This is a genomic window from Robertmurraya beringensis (genome assembly GCF_042433785.1).
GTDB lineage: Bacteria > Bacillota > Bacilli > Bacillales > Cytobacillaceae > Robertmurraya_A > Robertmurraya_A beringensis.
This window is the reverse complement of sequence record NZ_JBHLUU010000091.1, coordinates 1-16,841: the sequence shown is the minus strand read 5'-3', so window position 1 is coordinate 16,841 and position 16,841 is coordinate 1. Positions and strand designations below refer to the sequence as shown.

At 32.0% G+C, this 16,841-nt stretch carries 18 protein-coding genes; all 18 read left to right on the top strand.

The genetic code is table 11. The features are described 5' to 3' along the window. Positions 1-180 precede the first annotated feature (180 nt). The 18 genes from ACFFHF_RS12920 (at position 181) to ACFFHF_RS12835 (ending at position 16,732) form a co-directional block, all read left to right on the top strand. Positions 181-1,257, top strand: coding sequence for an EpsG family protein (locus tag ACFFHF_RS12920; RefSeq protein ID WP_377058328.1), 1,077 nt, complete (start codon positions 181-183; stop codon positions 1,255-1,257). Positions 1,258-1,275: 18 nt separating this feature from the next. Beyond that, positions 1,276-2,355 carry a UDP-glucose 4-epimerase GalE gene (gene galE / locus ACFFHF_RS12915; protein WP_377058327.1) on the top strand — a complete coding sequence of 360 codons (1,080 nt, stop codon included), beginning with the start codon at positions 1,276-1,278 and terminating at the stop codon, positions 2,353-2,355. Positions 2,356-2,366: 11 nt separating this feature from the next. After that, entirely contained in the window at positions 2,367-2,519 is a 153-nt protein-coding gene (locus tag ACFFHF_RS12910; protein WP_377058326.1) for a YwzD family small protein, read from the top strand. A 12-nt stretch (positions 2,520-2,531) separates the two neighbouring features. Next, positions 2,532-3,143 carry a sugar transferase gene (locus tag ACFFHF_RS12905; protein WP_377058325.1) on the top strand — a complete coding sequence of 204 codons (612 nt, stop codon included), beginning with the start codon at positions 2,532-2,534 and terminating at the stop codon, positions 3,141-3,143. Further along, positions 3,140-3,784 carry an acetyltransferase gene (locus ACFFHF_RS12900; protein ID WP_377058324.1) on the top strand — a complete coding sequence of 215 codons (645 nt, stop codon included), beginning with the start codon at positions 3,140-3,142 and terminating at the stop codon, positions 3,782-3,784. The genes ACFFHF_RS12905 and ACFFHF_RS12900 overlap by 4 nt, the downstream gene beginning before the upstream one ends. After that, entirely contained in the window at positions 3,785-4,966 is a 1,182-nt protein-coding gene (locus tag ACFFHF_RS12895) for a DegT/DnrJ/EryC1/StrS family aminotransferase (RefSeq protein WP_377058323.1), read from the top strand. Positions 4,967-4,981: 15 nt separating this feature from the next. Beyond that, positions 4,982-5,320 carry a helix-turn-helix domain-containing protein gene (locus tag ACFFHF_RS12890; protein WP_377058322.1) on the top strand — a complete coding sequence of 113 codons (339 nt, stop codon included), beginning with the start codon at positions 4,982-4,984 and terminating at the stop codon, positions 5,318-5,320. An 11-nt stretch (positions 5,321-5,331) separates the two neighbouring features. Next, positions 5,332-6,078 carry a glycosyltransferase family 32 protein gene (locus tag ACFFHF_RS12885; protein ID WP_377058321.1) on the top strand — a complete coding sequence of 249 codons (747 nt, stop codon included), beginning with the start codon at positions 5,332-5,334 and terminating at the stop codon, positions 6,076-6,078. Then, positions 6,075-7,265: a glycosyltransferase gene (locus ACFFHF_RS12880; RefSeq protein ID WP_377058320.1), complete on the top strand. Its 1,191-nt coding sequence runs from the start codon at positions 6,075-6,077 to the stop codon at positions 7,263-7,265. Before ACFFHF_RS12885 ends, ACFFHF_RS12880 begins: the two co-directional genes overlap by 4 nt. 21 nt (positions 7,266-7,286) lie before the next feature. After that, entirely contained in the window at positions 7,287-8,300 is a 1,014-nt protein-coding gene (locus ACFFHF_RS12875; protein ID WP_377058319.1) for a glycosyltransferase family 2 protein, read from the top strand. Positions 8,301-8,305: 5 nt separating this feature from the next. Next, positions 8,306-9,487, top strand: coding sequence for a glycosyltransferase (locus ACFFHF_RS12870; RefSeq protein ID WP_377058318.1), 1,182 nt, complete (start codon positions 8,306-8,308; stop codon positions 9,485-9,487). A 19-nt stretch (positions 9,488-9,506) separates the two neighbouring features. Next, positions 9,507-10,619 (top strand): polysaccharide pyruvyl transferase family protein, encoded by a 1,113-nt coding sequence (locus tag ACFFHF_RS12865; protein ID WP_377058317.1) that lies wholly within the window; start codon positions 9,507-9,509, stop codon positions 10,617-10,619. Next, positions 10,616-11,710: a glycosyltransferase gene (locus ACFFHF_RS12860; RefSeq protein ID WP_377058316.1), complete on the top strand. Its 1,095-nt coding sequence runs from the start codon at positions 10,616-10,618 to the stop codon at positions 11,708-11,710. The genes ACFFHF_RS12865 and ACFFHF_RS12860 overlap by 4 nt, the downstream gene beginning before the upstream one ends. Before the next feature lie 46 nt (positions 11,711-11,756). Then, positions 11,757-13,529, top strand: coding sequence for an ABC transporter ATP-binding protein (locus ACFFHF_RS12855; RefSeq protein ID WP_377058329.1), 1,773 nt, complete (start codon positions 11,757-11,759; stop codon positions 13,527-13,529). Between the two features lie 43 nt (positions 13,530-13,572). After that, a complete protein-coding gene (locus ACFFHF_RS12850) occupies positions 13,573-14,616 on the top strand; it encodes a glycosyltransferase family 2 protein (RefSeq protein WP_377058315.1) in 1,044 nt (347 codons plus the stop codon). Positions 14,617-14,733: 117 nt separating this feature from the next. Then, complete coding sequence (locus tag ACFFHF_RS12845) at positions 14,734-15,027, top strand: glycosyltransferase (RefSeq protein WP_377058314.1); 294 nt, start codon at positions 14,734-14,736, stop codon at positions 15,025-15,027. 258 nt (positions 15,028-15,285) lie between these two features. Next, positions 15,286-16,449: a glycosyltransferase gene (locus tag ACFFHF_RS12840; RefSeq protein WP_377058313.1), complete on the top strand. Its 1,164-nt coding sequence runs from the start codon at positions 15,286-15,288 to the stop codon at positions 16,447-16,449. A 67-nt stretch (positions 16,450-16,516) separates the two neighbouring features. Then, positions 16,517-16,732, top strand: a complete 216-nt coding sequence (locus ACFFHF_RS12835) for a hypothetical protein (RefSeq protein WP_377058312.1) — start codon at positions 16,517-16,519, stop codon at positions 16,730-16,732. Positions 16,733-16,841: the final 109 nt, after the last annotated feature.

Sequence of the window (16,841 nt, the reverse complement as noted above, 5' to 3'; positions counted from 1 at the left end):
TAGTGGATTTGGACGGGTTACCACCTGACTTATCCATTATAAAGGACTTTTTCTTTGCACAAAATAATAAAATTGAACATTTCAAATGTTTTTAATAGTTAATTTAAATTAATGCAACACTAGTGATATAACTTCAAAGATCAGGGAAAACTAGAAATTTTATCTGGAAGGAAATACTAGATGGCTGCCCTTTGGATTAATCTTATATTAGTGTTCGTATTTTCTAGCTTTGCTAGATATTTTTCAAGACAATTAGCGATTAACAACTACGACGTACTACCAATAAAGTTAAACAAATGGTTATCCTTATTGGTAGTAGTTACCATGGTTTTAGTTTCTGGAATGCGTATAAATATTGGTGATACTTATTATTATATGCACGCTTATAATGTGACTGATTTTACATGGGAGTATGTAAAGGAAAATAAGGATATGGGCTTTGGTGTCCTTCAATTAATATTAAAAAAATACTCTGAAGATGCTCAAATCCTAATTGTTGTGACTTCTTTAATAACAAATCTTTTAATTATTACTGTATTAATGAAGTATTCAAGGTTATTTGAAATAAGTACTTATGTTTATATTACTGGAGGCTTATTTTTGGTATCCATGAATGGAATTAGACAAGTTTTAGCCGCAGCAATCATATTCACAGCAACAAAGTATTTAATTAATGGAAATTGGATAGCATACTTTGCAATTGTTCTACTAGGTTCAACAATTCATCAAAGCGCCTTAATCCTTCTCCCAATTTACTTTCTTGTAAGGTACAAAGCATGGTCAAGGGCCACAATTATTTTATTATTTGCCTCAGTTATTATAGCAATAGGGTACAATCAATTCTCTGAATTACTATTTACGGCAATTGCAGACTCTCAGTACGGTCATTATTCAGATTTTCATGAGGGTGGTGCTAATTCTATCAGGGTATTGGTCTACTCTGCACCTCTAATCATAGCTTTTCTTGGTAGAGATAAGCTTAGGGAATTATTCCCTAGCAGCGATTTCATTGTCAATATGGCTCTAGTTGGATTGCTGTTTATGATTATTTCAACTCAAAATTGGATTTTTGCAAGATTTTCAATCTATTTTAATCTATATCAATTAATTTTAGTTTCCTGGATAGTTAAGTTATTTAGAGAGAGAGAACAACGCTTCATGTACTTTGTAATTATATTTTGTTACTTTCTTTATTACTATTATGAATCAGTCATAAGTTTAAATGTTGTCTATAAAAGTGACTTTTGGGGAGTTTGATTTAAAGGAGGGATAAATATGACAATACTCGTAACAGGTGGAGCAGGCTACATTGGAAGTCATACATGCGTGGAGTTATTAAATGAAGGACACAATATCGTTGTTGTTGACAACTTCATTAATAGCAAACCAGAATCTTTGAATAGAATAAAAAACATCACAGGGAAAGACTTCAAGGTTTATTCTATCGATCTTTTAGATGAGAAAGCACTTACTAAAGTATTTGAAGAAAACGAAATTAATGCAGTGATTCACTTTGCTGGTTTAAAAGCAGTAGGAGAATCGGTGAATGTTCCACTATGGTATTACCACAACAATATCACTAGCACAGTGATTCTTTGTAAAGTGATGAGCAATTATGGAGTGAAAAGTCTTGTTTTTAGCTCATCTGCAACGGTATATGGTATACCAGAAAGTGTACCAATTAAAGAAGACGCCAGTTTATGGGCAATGAACCCTTATGGAAGAACAAAGCTGATGATTGAGGAGATTCTTAGAGACGTATATGAATCGGATAAAAGCTGGAGTATCGCTTTATTAAGATACTTTAATCCGATTGGAGGACATGATAGTGGATTAATCGGTGAGGATCCAAATGGTATACCTAATAACCTAATGCCTTACATTACGCAGGTGGCTGTTGGAAAACTTAAAGAGTTAAGTGTCTTTGGTAATAACTATCCAACAAAAGACGGAACTGGAGTGCGAGATTATATCCATGTAGTTGATTTGGCAAAAGGGCATTTAAAAGCAGTAGAAAAGGTGAAGGAAACAAGAGGAATCGGTGCATATAATCTTGGAACGGGAAAAGGATACAGTGTTCTTGATGTCGTTCAAGCTTTTGAGGACGCATCACAGATTACGCTCCCTTATAAAATAGTAGATCCCAGACCAGGAGATGTAGCCTCTTGTTTTGCAGATCCAACAAAGGCAAAAATGGAACTGAACTGGGAAGCGGAAAAAGGAATAGAAGAAATGTGTGCCGATGCTTGGCGATGGCAACGAAAGAATCCAAATGGATATGAAGAAGACCCTCACTTTACAGGAAAAAGTGGGGATTTTTTATTTGGGGGAAAAGTTGAAGAAACAGTAAAGTGAGGAAAAAAACAGTGGGAATACAAACGCAACAAAAATTTAAAGAATTGCTTGTTGAGCTTTATTCAAAAGGGCAGGAGTCAGATATACAAGTAAATGAAATGATTTCAGAAATACAGCAAAGATTGAATGAACTTTTAGAACCTAAAAAGCAAATTCTACCCTAGGGAGTAGGAAAAGTGAAGAGATGTCTTGATTTTATATGTGGCTTGATACTATTTATTTTGTTTTTGCCAGTCATGTTAATTTTAGCTCTTTTAATAAGAATCAAATTAGGAGCACCAATTGTATTTAAGCAGCAACGACCGGGATTATATGGAAAACCATTTTATCTTTATAAGTTTCGGACAATGACCGATGCCAGAGATAGCATGGGGAATTTATTTTCTGACCGTATTCGACTCACCCCGTTTGGAGCTACATTAAGAAGATTCAGTCTTGATGAACTCCCACAATTAATAAATGTCATTATTGGAGATATAAGCTTAGTCGGCCCTAGACCCTTATTAATGGAATATTTACCCTTATATTCCGAAGAACAAGCAAAACGTCATATGGTTCGACCAGGGATTACTGGGTGGGCTCAAGTAAATGGACGTAACGCAATCAGCTGGGAAGATAAGTTTAAATTGGATGTTTGGTATGTGAACAATCGTTCCTTATGGTTAGACTTGAAAATCTTATTTATAACGATAAAAAAAGTAGTTAAAACTGAAGGCATTACCCAAAGAGGGGTAGCTACAGTAGAACCATTCAAGGGTACAAATTCAGTAGAAGGAGGTCATGGATGAAACTAGCAGTTGTTGGAACGGGAGGACATAGCAAGGTTATTCAAGATTTGGTCCGGATAAATGAGGAAAATCAAATTATCGCCTTTTTAGATGACAAATACTCGAGTCTAACTTTTGAACATTCTGTTTACAATGGTCCAATCGATTCGGCTAAACAACTATTACACTTTCATCCAGATCTAAAGTTCATTATAGCAATTGGAAGAAATGAGACTAGGAAAAAAATTGTCGAAAGATTAGGATTTAACGATGCTTTCTTTGCAACATTGATTCATCCGACAGCATGGGTTAGTCCGAGTGTAACAATTGGTGTTGGGACAGTTATCATGCCGCAGGCTGTAATAAATGCAGACTCGTACATTGGTAAACACACAATAATTAATACAGGAGCAATTATTGAACATGATAATCAAATCTCTAATTTTGTTCATGTTTCTCCAAAAGCCACATTGACGGGTGGAGTGAAAGTGGGAGAAGGAGTACATATAGGAGCAGGAGCCTCAGTTATTCCCAGCCAAGAAATTGGGGAATGGTCAATCATTGGTGCTGGTGCCACTGTGATAAAATTCATCCCTCCATTGAGTACAGCAGTCGGTGTCCCTGCAAAAGTAATAAAACTACAATTGATAGAGGGTGTCTAAATGATTTCTTCAGTAAAGAAAAGTCGAATTTTTCTATCGCCTCCTCATCTGTCAGGTAATGAAGCCAAATATATGCAGGAGGCAATTGAAACGAATTGGATTGCCCCTTTAGGACCTAATGTGGATGCCTTTGAAAAAGAATTGGCCGATTACGTAGGAGTCAGTGGAGCAGTTGCTGTTAGTTCAGGTACAGCTGCCATCCACTTGGCTCTTTCTTTATTAGAAGTAGGTAAAGGAGATACTGTATTTTGCTCCTCACTTACCTTTGTTGCAAGTGCAAACCCAATTCTATACCAAGGAGCAGAGCCAGTTTTCATTGACTCAGAGCCGGATACGTGGAACATGTCTCCGAAGGCACTTGAGAGAGCATTAAGGGATGCGAAACTTCAGGGAAGGTTACCTAAGGCAGTTATTGTTGTCAATCTTTATGGTCAAAGTGCCAAAATGGATGAGATAGTATCTTTTTGTAATGAATATGAGGTACCTATTATTGAGGATGCAGCAGAATCGTTAGGAGCTACTTATAAAGGAATACCAAGTGGAACTCTTGGCAAATTCGGAGTTTTCTCCTTTAATGGGAACAAAATTATCACAACATCTGGCGGAGGTATGCTGGTTTCCAATGATTTAGAAGCCTTAAACCGAGCACGATTCTTAGCAACGCAAGCCCGAGACTTTGCTCCACATTATCAACACAGCACGATGGGCTATAACTACCGAATGAGTAATGTTTTAGCGGGTATAGGCAGAGGGCAATTAGAAGTTTTAGAAGAAAGAGTACAGGCGAGGAGAAGTGTATTTTCTAAATATCAAGTAGAATTAGGACATTTACCTGGTATTTATTTTATGCCTGAATTGAAGGATAGCAAGTCTAATCGTTGGCTGACTGCTTTAACAATAGATGAAAAAGAAGCAGGTGTTTCTGTAAAGGAAATCTTGGACTTAATGACTAATGAGAATATAGAAGCTCGACCTGTATGGAAACCACTCCATTTACAGCCTTTATTTAGAGGGATGAAATATTATTCACATCATGAAACCTATAGTGTGTCGGACCAATTATTTGAATCCGGGATTTGCCTCCCTTCTGGTTCAAATCTAACAAATGAAGAACTAATTAGAATTGTAGATTGTATCAAATCCTTAAACCTTGGATGTGAAAAAGTACAACAATACGGATAAAACGGGGTAAAAATAATGATTGGAAAAAACATTTATGATATTCGTAAAAGAAGAGGCCTTACCTTAACAGAGCTTGCAGAACGAGCCGGAATAGCCAAATCATACCTGAGTAACATAGAAAGAAATTTAAATCAAAATCCATCTATTAATGTGATAGAAAAGATTGCTTCTGTATTGGAAGTAGATTTAAAGGAATTACTAGGTTCAGGTGGCGATAAAAATGAGCCTCAAATGGATAATGAGTGGGTGGAGTTTGTTAAAGAATTGAGAGATTCTGGAGTAGAGAAAGATCAAATTCAAGAATATAAGATGCTCTTAGATTTTATAAAGTGGCAGAATACAAAACAAGGGTAAGGATGTGTGGGATGAAAGCAGATACAACGAATATCCCAAAGGTTATCCACTATTGTTGGTTTGGCGGGAAAGAAAAGCCTGAAATCGTTAAAAAGTGCATCCAAAGTTGGAAGAAAGTCCTAAACGATTATGAAATTGTTGAGTGGAATGAAACTAACTTTGACATTCATTCAAATACTTTTGTTCAAGAAGCTTATGAAGCTGGTAAGTTTGCATTTGTAAGTGACTATGTAAGAGTATATGCACTCTATAACCAGGGTGGAATCTATTTAGACACAGATGTTGAAGTGTTTCAAACCTTTGACAAATTTCTTCACCATGAATCATTTTGGGGATTTGAGCAAGAGAATTATATTGCGACAAGTACGATTGGAGCTAAAAAAGGTAATACGTTAATTGGGAGGTTCTTAGATTCATATAAGAACAAAGCTTTTCAAAACGAAGATGGAAGCTTTGATCAATTAACTAATGTAGCAATAGTTACTAAGATTTTAGAAGATATTGGACTAAAAAGGGATGGTAATTATCAGGTTATTGAAGACATAGGAGCATTTTATCCACAAACGTTTTTTTCTCCATTTGATTATATAAACATCAGGAAATTTGTTACAGAGGAAACTGTAGCTTTACACCATTTTTACAAGAGCTGGTTACCTCCATCTGTAAGAATGAAAAGTAGTTTAAAACAACTAGTTGCTAAATGTATAGGTGGAAATAATATTGCGAAAATTAGAAAGATAATAGGAGATTTAAAATGAAGAATGTATTAATAGCTTCATTTGATATGGAAGTTGGCGGAGTAGAACGGAGTTTAGTAAGTATGTTGGAGAATTTTGACTATGAAAATTATAATGTTGATTTAATGCTTTATAGACAACAAGGTGATTTTTTGAGTTTCATACCTTCCCAAGTGAATTTATTGAAGGAAATAAAAGAATACAAAACTTATAGAAAATCGATAAAAGAGACTTTTAAAGAAGGTGAAATGCTAATTGGCATTTCAAGGATACTTGCAAAATTAAATTCTGAATTAAAGGGAAAGATGGCAGGGATAGAAGAACCAGGCTATATTCAAATGCAATTAATGTGGAAGTATGCTCTCCCATTCCTACCAGATTTTAAGAAAGAATATGATGTTGCAATTAGTTACCTCTGGCCTCATTATTTTGTTGCACATAAAGTGAAAGCAAAAAAGAAAATTGGATGGGTGCATACTGACTACTCAGTAATTGAAACAGACATAAAATCTGATTTAGAAATGTGGAATCAATTTGACTATATTGTTGCTGTTTCTGACGCATGTAAGGAAGCATTTCTACATAAATATCCAGGTTTGAGAAATAAGGTTATTGTTATGGAAAATATATGTTCCCCTGAATTTATAATAGAAATGGCCAATAAAAAAATCGACCATACTATGTTTAAAGACTCACGTTTTAAAATAGTCACAGTAGCAAGATTATCTCATGCTAAGGGGATTGATAGAGCTGTTAAAGCATTAAAGATGCTAGTGGATAAAGGATATAATGACATTGCTTGGTATGTTGTTGGGTATGGTGGAGATGAGCCGTTAATAAGAAATTTAATTAAAGAAAACGATCTAGAAAAATACTTTCTCCTTGTTGGTAAACAAATAAATCCTTATCCATATATAAATGCTGCTGATTTATATATTCAACCCTCAAGATATGAAGGGAAAGCTGTTACAGTAGGTGAAGCTCAGATACTAGCAAAGCCAGTAATTGTTACTAATTACCCTACTGCTAAAAGTCAAGTTTCAAATAATGTGGACGGGTACATTACTGAGCAATCGATAGAGGGTATTGTAGAAGCAATAGAAAAATTATACAACTATCCTTATTTAAGAAGTAACCTAACAGAAAAATGTAAAGAGAAAAATTTTAATAATAAACATCTTCTGAAAGATTTATATAAGGTTCTTTGAATATTAAGGAATTACTAGAGAGTGAAGGGAGCAGAAATGTTTGCTAAGGTAAGCGTGGTTGTCCCAGTTTATAACTGTGAATTGTATTTAGCATATTGTCTTGATAGTATCTTGAGTCAGACTTATAAAAATATAGAGGTTATTGTTATTAATGATGGTTCAAAGGATAAGAGTGATGAAATTTGCAGGGAATATCAGGCTAGAGATCAAAGAATTAAGTATGAATATCAAGAAAATCAAGGACCTTCAAGTGCTAGAAATAAGGGGCTACAATTGGCATCTGGTGATTATATAGCATTCATCGATGCAGATGACACAGTTGAAAAAACGTATATCCAAACGCTATTAGAAAATTTACAAGAAAATAATTCAGATTTAGCTTGTTGTGGTTATAGAGAAATAAATGTAAAAGGTTCATTTCTACACACTGATTTTAATTTTAATCATAGTTTGTCGCTAGAAGAAATTATGTTGATGGTATGTAGTGGAACTGGTGGAGTCCTTTGGGGGAAATTATATAAAAGTGAGATTATTAAAAATAATAATATTTTTCTGGATCCCAATATATTTATGTCTGAAGATCTAGTATTTGTACTTGAATATATATCACATTGTAAAAGGTTTTCTGAAACGAAGGAGTTTCTGTATAACTACAATCGATTAAATGAAAGAAGTATTAGTTCAAATTTTTCTAATAAATATCTTAACAATAGTCTAGCTGTGTGCAAGCAAATTGAACATATCTTCAATAGTGTAAAGATCGATTCTAGTATAACTAGAAAAGTTATTGCTGAAAGAATTCAGTCAACACTTATTAAGAGAATAGAAGCTAGGAGTAAAACAACATGGATCAAGAAAAATGTATTAGTAGAACTAAAGAGATTACTATTAAATGATTATGTAAAACAATTTGTTACGAGTTTTGAAACAAATAACTTATCACAAAAACCGTACATTTACTTTTTAAAAAATAGTAACCTTCGTAGTGCTATCCTGTACGGAACGTTATTAATAATGCTAAGAAAAATAAGGTGAGTAAATTGAAGAAACTATTATTCGTATTAGATTCTCTTTCTATTGGTGGAGCAGAAAAAAGTTTAGTCTCTTTACTAAATTCTATAGACTACTCAAGATTTGAAATTGATTTGTTACTGTTTAAGAGGGGTGGAGATTTAGAAGAACTATTACCAAAAGAAATTAATTATGTTCCGACTCCTGATTACTTTAGGTATCTAAACAAAGAATATTTCTCATTTAAGGAAAACTTAAAGTTTCTTGGTTGTAGGTTAAAAACCTCTATAGATTTAAGGAAGAATACCCTAAGTAAAGTAGTTCTCCATAGTGAACAAATTGTCTATAAAAATATAAAAAAGATCATCTCTACTATCGACAATACCTATGATGTTGCAATTGGATACAGCCAGGGGATGCCTACATATTTTGTTGCAAACCATGTCAAAGCAATGAGGAAACTAGCTTGGATAAATACGGATTATGTTAATACATTGTATAACAAAGAAATTGATTATCAATCTTATAAAAAGATCGATAAAATCATTACGGTCTCAAAGAATACTCAACAAACCGTAGCTAACTTAAAAAAGGATTACCAGGATAAAACAGATATTTTATTAGACATTGTTAATCCTGATATTATTAACAGATTGGCTGAAGAAAATCAGCCTTTAGAGTATTTAAATAATAACATCAATATCTTAACCGTCGGCCGACTAGAGACAGCCAAATCGTATGATACAGCAATTGAAGTAGCTAAATTGTTACGAGATTCTGGTTACAAATTTAAATGGTTTTGTATAGGTGAGGGTTCGGAAAGACAAAGGTTAGAAGGTCTAATAAGTCAGTATAATTTAAATAATAATTTTATTTTACTAGGGAAAAAATTAAACCCGTATTCATATATGAAATGCTGTACTCTATATGTCCAAACATCTAAAAAGGAAGGGTTTGGATTAACAGTGTGTGAAGCAAAAATATTAAAAAAACCCATTGTTTGTACTAATTTCCCAACAGCAAAAGAAATAATAGATCACGATATAGATGGTCTAATTGTGCATAATTCAGTAGATGATATATTCCAAGGAATAAAAAGATACCTAGACGATGTAGAGTATTTAAAAAGAATAACCAATCAGTTAAATGAGAGAGAAACTTATAGTTCAATTAACCAATTAGAAAAGTTTTATACATTATTAGAATTATAAAAAATTAAGGGTGTATTAAATGAAAAAGATATTTGTAGAGATATATTTAATGTTTAACCTGGGAGATGACCTATTTTTAGATATCCTCGCAAAAAAATATCCCGATTGCCAATTTACTGTAAACTATTTAGGAGTGAATTATGATACGTTTCTATCACACTACAAAAATGTGAACAGAAGAAAGTACACACTAATAAATAAAATAGGTCAGAAACTAAGAATCACTGATAGCATTACTAATTATTCTAAAATAGCTGAAGAGCATGATGCTTTGCTTTTTATTGGAGGATCTATATTTAGAGAGGAAGAATATCATAGAGAGTTATATAAGGACAGAAATAGATTAGTTAAAGAGTTTAAAAAAAGAGAAAAACCAACTTTTATTTTAGGTGCAAATTTTGGGCCATATTATTCAAAGGAATTTTATGAGGATTACCTAGCTTTTTTTAAATTATGTGATGATGTATGTTTTAGAGATAAATACTCTTATGAACTTTATAAATCCCTTGAGCAAGTAAGATACGCTCCCGACATAGTTTTCCAGTTGAGTGCAAAGCCCTATATGGAAATTTCAAAGAAAAATAGAGTTGGATTCTCTATTATTGATGTTAACCATAAAAAGGGTTTAAGCCATTATGAGGAAGAATATATTTCTAGTACTGTAAAATCAATTTGTTTGTTTGTTGAAAAAGGATATGAATGTTACTTAATGTCTTTCTGTGAGAATGAAGGAGACTTAGTGACAATTAACAAAATTAAATCGAAACTTGATAAGAAAACAATTAGTAAGGTAAAAACCTATAATTATACAGGTGACTTTGAAGAAGCAATTCAACTTATTAGTTCCCTCAAAATAATCCTTGCTGCCAGGTTCCATGCTAATATACTAGCATTAATTTTAGGTGTGGGTCTAATCTCTATAATTTATAGTTCTAAAACAACAAATATGCTCAAGGATTTAGGCATAACGGAAGTGGTAACTATGGATATGCTTTCACTACAGTTCGATGATTCATTTTTAGAAAAGGCATTAAATAATAAGATTCAAATAAAAGAGTTACCTAATTATTCTGAAGGTCAATTTCATAAGCTTGAAAGCTTTATTAAAGGTAAAACTTTGGAGGGAGTATGAAAAAAAAAATCCTTTTCATGCTTATTAGTATGAACATTGGTGGAACAGAGAAAGCTTTCCTAAACATGCTTTCTGACATGTCAGCCAATAAGTACGATATTACATTGGTTTTGCTGGAGAAGTCCGGAGGGTTCTTACAATCTATCCCTAAACACGTAAAAATAGTAACGTTTAAAGATTATATTAAAATTAAGGCGTCAATTGAGAACCCCCTTCACTCTATAGCGAGAGAACTCTTCTTACAGAAAAAATTAAGAAAAGCATTTATATACTTAATTTTCTATATTAATTTTAAAATTTTTAAGGAAAATACCCTTTTATTTAAGTATATTTTAAAGGATATTGAGACCCAAAAAGAAATATACGATATTGCTATAGCTTATGCAGGTCCGATGGACTTCATAAGCTATTTTATTTTAAATAAAGTCAGAGCTAAGAGGAAGATGCAGTGGATACACTTTGATGTTACAAAAATAGGATTTAATAAATATTTTGCACATAGACATTACCAGAAATATGATCGTATTTTTGTTGTATCGAAGGAAGCGCGAGAAAGGTTGGTTAAGGTATTGCCAAAGCTTGATAATAAAATTAAGGTATTTAAGAATAATGTATCAAAAGATTTAATTGTAAACATGGCTAACGGTGGAGAAGGATTTATCGATAAATTTAACGGTTTAAGGATATTAACAGTTGGAAGACTAAGCTCGGAAAAAGGGCAAGACTTAGCAATTAGGGTAATGGCAAGATTAAAAAATGAAGGAATTAATGTGAAATGGTACTGCATTGGCGAAGGAAATGCACGACATAACTGGGAGGGTTTAATAAGAAAAAATAATTTACAAGATGACTTCATTCTTTTAGGTGCAAAGGTTAATCCCTATTCATTTATGAAAGAATGTAATATCTATGTTCAACCTTCTCGGCATGAAGGATACTGTATAACTTTAGCTGAAGCTAAATGTTTTAATATCCCAATTATAGCAACTAACTTTACTGGGGCTAAAGAGCAGATTAGTAGTTATGACAAGGGAACTATAGTTGAATTTAATGAACAACAACTTTACGAAGCAATAGTAAAGCTAATGTAAAAGGCTAATTTAAGAGCATAAACAAAAAAGAGGTGTAACAATTTTGATGATAATGCTAAGGAAACTATTACACTTATTTGATATGAAAGAGAAGAAAAAGTTAATTGTTTTATTAATAATGATGATATTTGCAGCTTTATTTGAAACTCTATCAATAAGTGTAATAGTACCGGTAGTTGGTATTGTTACCAATCCTGGTTTAATAGCTGAACAACCTGTATTAATGTATATATTTAATTTCCTAGACTTACAGTCTGCAAATTCTTTTATTGTAATTTCTGTTGTAGCATTAATATTAATTTTTATTTTAAAAAATGTGTATTTGTTACTTTTTCATTATTTACAGAATCGGATGGTGCTAAATCAGCAAGTGAAAATGTCAAGTGATTTATTCAGAGCTTACTTAACAGCACCATATTCTTTACATTTAAATAGAAATTCAGCAGAGCTATTACGTAATATAAATAATGAAGTACCAAGAGTTTTTCAAGGGATTATACTATCAGCTTTTCAATTACTAACGGAAATTTTAGTTGTTAGTTGTATATTATGTTTGTTATTTATTAATGCTTTTAGAGCCACTTTAATAACCTCTGTACTTTTATCTGGAGGTGTCTTACTTTTTCTTAAGATTTATAGGAAAAAGACTATAGAACTAGGGAAAGAACAACAATTTATTATTGGAGAATTAATTAAATGGGTGAACCAAGGATTAGGGGCAAGCAAAGAAGTTAAGGTTACTGGGAAGGAAGCTTATTTTATAAATTCATATAAAAAATACAGTCAAAAGAGTGCAGATAACGGTGTTTTTATGAGAATGCTAGATGTCTTTCCAAGATACTTTATTGAAACAATAATTGTTGTAACTATACTTTTTACTATGTTAATGTTTGTTTCTAATGGATCAGACACATCCCAACTTATTTCAACAATGGCCTTGTTCGCAATGTCAGCATTTAGATTAATGCCTTCGATAAGTCGAATACTTGGTTTAATATCAACCATTCGTTATTCGCAGCCATCTTTAGCAGTAATCTATGATGATATGGTCAACATTAATAAAATTACCCAACCTGTTAAAGAGTCATACAACTTTAATATTAATATAAATAAAGAAAAATATTATAAACATTCTATAGAGCTAAAAAGTGTTTCTTACAGCTATCCGAATCAAAAGAGTTTTTTAATTAATAATGTGACATTATCTATTCCTATCGGCCAAGCAGTTGCTTTTATTGGAGAATCAGGTGCTGGGAAATCAACAATAGTTGATATTATACTTGGCCTATATACTCCTGAAACAGGAAAAGTTCTGGTGGATCATACTAGTTTAGAGGACCAAATAGAAATTTGGCAGAGTAAAATCGGGTATATACCCCAGAATATATATCTGTCTGATGATACCATCAGAAGAAACATTGCCTTCGGTTTAGAAGAAGAGGATATTGATGATATTCAAGTATGGCGTGTACTTGAACAGGCACAATTAAAGGAGTTTGTAGAGGCATTGCCTGATAAATTGAATACTCACGTGGGAGAGAGAGGAGTGCGTCTATCAGGTGGTCAAAGACAAAGGATAGGTATCGCCCGAGCATTATATCATGACCCAGAAATCTTATTTATGGATGAGGCAACATCTGCTCTAGATAATAATACTGAGAAAGAAATTATGAAGGCTATTGACAATTTAAAGGGAGAAAAGACTTTAATAATAATTGCACATAGACTTAGTACTATAGAGAATTGTGACATTGTTTATAAGATGAGCAAAGGACAAATAATCTCTGTACAAAGAGGTTTAACTCAAGTAGCTGAATAAGAGAGTAGTTATTGAAAACTTAAAAGAGAGGATAATTACTAACATGAGGAAGAAGATTAGTGTGATAATCCCAATATTTAATGCAGAGAAAACAATTTCAAAATGTATAAAATCACTACTTGAACAAACATTTAGTGATTTTGAACTCATTTTAGTAAATGATGGGTCATCTGATCGTAGTTTAAATACTTGCAAATATTTTGGGGAGATGGATAGTAGAATTACTATAATCAATAAAGAAAATGAAGGAAGTATTAAAGCAAGAAGCACAGGAATTAAAGCTGCAATAGGTGAATACATCACCTTTGTTGATGCTGACGATTGGGTTAGCAAAGATTATTTACAAGTGCTAAATAATGAAGTGATTAATAGTGAGCATGACATAGTGGTAGGGAATATGTACAAGGTAATAAGTAAAAGCAGTCTTATTAAAGTAAAGAACAAAAGTTGGTTTTTCAATGAAAATAAAACATATACAGATGAGTCTATTAAAAAGGAACTTGTTACTGCATATTTTCATGGTCACCCATTTCCAGCTTCCTTATGTGGAAAACTTTATAAGAAAGAAATTATAGAGAATGCAGGAAAATATTTAAAAAATATTACGTTCTTTGGTGATGACCTCTATTATAACCTTGAGATTTTACTAAATGCTAGAAGTGTTAGATTAATTGAGAAAGCAATTTATTATTACAGTTCAGGAGGAAATACTAGTAGGTATATGCCTTATTTATTCCAAGATATGATCATGGGATATCAAATCAACAAGAAGGTTATTAATGATTATTTTTCCTTTGAAAAGGAAAAACATTTAAACGGTATTAGTATTATGTTAATCAACACATTTAAAACATATTTAACAAATTTATTTATTAGTAATTTTAGTAAAGTGAAAATTATGAATGAAATTGCTTCTAGGTTAGAAGATGGGAGACTTGAGGAAGCCATAAGAAACCAAGGAGTAGGAAAGTATTTTCCTGAGAGCTATATAAATGCACTTAGAAATAAAGATATAGAATACTTATATAATCTTGGGAGAGATTACAAAAAGTCTTATATTTTAAAGAAATTAGTGAAGTTTATTTAGATAAAGAACCTTAAAAAGGTCTGAGAGGAAATTTACAAGGTTATTAATTTAATAGTGAATTTATTATTATAAGTAGTTGTAGGTTAAGTATAGAGAAAGGGCTGGGTAGGCTCTTAATTGCTTTTAAAAGATTACTTACTTAATGAAGGATGTAAATTTAAGGTTTTATTGATAGGCCATGGTACAGAGAAATCAAAATTAATTAATATAGTTATGGTTGATATCAATTTATTAAATAGTGTAGAGCTTTTAAGGTTTATAAATTTTAACCTATATAAATATATACAAAGAAGTAATCTATATGTATCTTCTTCATTCACTGAAGGGTTTCCATTATCTTTAGCAGAAGCATTGATCTTGGAAACTCCTGCCTTAAGTAGTGATCACAATGGGAGTAGAGATACTCGATAATGGCAAATACGGTATTATTGTCGGAAATAGCAAGATAGGCCTATTAAAAGGGTAAAAAAGGTGATTTCTGACAATGATTTACTGAACTTCTATAGATAAGAAGCATAGAAAGGAAGAAATACTTTAATTATAAAAATAATATTACTACATTTCAAAACTATCTAATTAAATAAAAGGGAATATAATACCGTTATTTTCCTAGGTGCATACTAGCGAATAGAGAAAGATTAAATAAAGAATTAAAAAAGGGAGGTACGTATGAAGAAAATTGCTATAGTTACAAGGAAATTAGTAATGGGAGGAATAGAGAGGGCATTAGCTTCCAAATTGGAGAACCTTTGTGATTTGGGATATGATGTAACTCTTTTTTTAATGTCTCCTGGTGGTGAATTAGAAAATTCTATTCCTTCAAACATTAAAGTTGAATATATTTTTGGAACTGAAAGGTCCGTTTTTGAAAAAGTATTAAAAAACGTGGATAAGGGTAAATATTATATGGCTGCTAAAGTGCTGTTCTGTTCATTATGTTCAAAAATAACTAAAACTGTTTTTAATAAAGAGTTCTATTTATCTAAAGTAATTGAACCAAATGAGACCGTGTACGATTTGGCTATAGCATATCATACCCCTGCCTCTTTTCCTGTTGTTTATGTAATTAATAACCTAAAAGCTAATAAAAAGATTGCATGGATTCATAGCGATGTAAGTGTATATAAAAATGAATTAAAACCCTACAGAAAATATTATCAGAGATTTGATCATATTTTCTGCGTATCAAAATTTGGAAAAGATAAATTTATTGGCATGTATCCTGAATTAGAACAGAAAACTTCAGTTTTCTATAACATCATTAATAGAAAAAATATTATAGAGAAATCTAATTTTATCGATGGTTTTCAAGATGAATTTCAAGGTATCAGAATCCTAACGGTAGGTAGACTATGCAATCAAAAAGGACAGGATATAATACCAGAGATAATGATAAATCTATTAAAAGAAGGACATGAAGTTAAATGGTATTGTATTGGAGAAGGAGAGGATAGAGATAAAATAGATAATTTAATTAAACAACATAACCTTCAAAATAATTTAATATTATTAGGAAATAAAATTAACCCTTATCCTTATTTTAGAGAATGTGACATTTATGTACAGCCATCACGTCACGAGGGGTATTGTATTTCTTTAGCGGAAGCTAGAATCTTTAATAAACCTATAGTAACTACAAACTTTGTTGGGGCACTCGAACAAATAAAAAATGGTCATACTGGTATTATCGTTGAATTTAATGCAAAAAAACTAGTTTTAGCCATCCAAGAATTGGTTGAGAAAAAGAATATTAGAGAGAAGTTTGAAATAAATCTTTTAAACGATCAAAATGATAATTCCTCTCAAATGAAGTTGTTACTAAATATGATTTAGTTTTACTCATTATATTGATATTAACAAAAGAGAAACCGGAAAATAAATGGATAGAAGGTTTTATTCTATGGAATTAACAAAAAGGGATTTACATTTAACTAAGGGAGTAGCAATTCTAATGATGCTTCTCCTTCATTTATTTTGTAGGAAAGAATTTGAAGGGTTATATGAAACATATATATATATTGGTGAAACTCCATTGATATATTATCTTGCATTATTCGGTGATGCATGTGTCCCAATATATTGTTTTGCAAGTGGGTACCCCCCTCTGTTAGGATAGATGTCGTAGGGAACTTTAGTGTATAGTTTAAATCATACACGGAGGTTGATCGACATGAAGAGTAATAATGGTAAACGTTATACAAAGGAAGAGAAAGCATCAATTATTA

Coding starts and splice junctions, on each gene's coding strand:
- ACFFHF_RS12920 (WP_377058328.1), top strand. CDS start 181: ATGGCTGCCCTTTGGATTAATCTTATATTAGTGTTCGTATTTTCTAGC.
- galE (WP_377058327.1), top strand. CDS start 1,276: ATGACAATACTCGTAACAGGTGGAGCAGGCTACATTGGAAGTCATACA.
- ACFFHF_RS12900 (WP_377058324.1), top strand. CDS start 3,140: ATGAAACTAGCAGTTGTTGGAACGGGAGGACATAGCAAGGTTATTCAA.
- ACFFHF_RS12895 (WP_377058323.1), top strand. CDS start 3,785: ATGATTTCTTCAGTAAAGAAAAGTCGAATTTTTCTATCGCCTCCTCAT.
- ACFFHF_RS12890 (WP_377058322.1), top strand. CDS start 4,982: ATGATTGGAAAAAACATTTATGATATTCGTAAAAGAAGAGGCCTTACC.
- ACFFHF_RS12885 (WP_377058321.1), top strand. CDS start 5,332: ATGAAAGCAGATACAACGAATATCCCAAAGGTTATCCACTATTGTTGG.
- ACFFHF_RS12880 (WP_377058320.1), top strand. CDS start 6,075: ATGAAGAATGTATTAATAGCTTCATTTGATATGGAAGTTGGCGGAGTA.
- ACFFHF_RS12865 (WP_377058317.1), top strand. CDS start 9,507: ATGAAAAAGATATTTGTAGAGATATATTTAATGTTTAACCTGGGAGAT.
- ACFFHF_RS12860 (WP_377058316.1), top strand. CDS start 10,616: ATGAAAAAAAAAATCCTTTTCATGCTTATTAGTATGAACATTGGTGGA.
- ACFFHF_RS12855 (WP_377058329.1), top strand. CDS start 11,757: ATGATAATGCTAAGGAAACTATTACACTTATTTGATATGAAAGAGAAG.
- ACFFHF_RS12850 (WP_377058315.1), top strand. CDS start 13,573: ATGAGGAAGAAGATTAGTGTGATAATCCCAATATTTAATGCAGAGAAA.
- ACFFHF_RS12840 (WP_377058313.1), top strand. CDS start 15,286: ATGAAGAAAATTGCTATAGTTACAAGGAAATTAGTAATGGGAGGAATA.
- ACFFHF_RS12835 (WP_377058312.1), top strand. CDS start 16,517: ATGGAATTAACAAAAAGGGATTTACATTTAACTAAGGGAGTAGCAATT.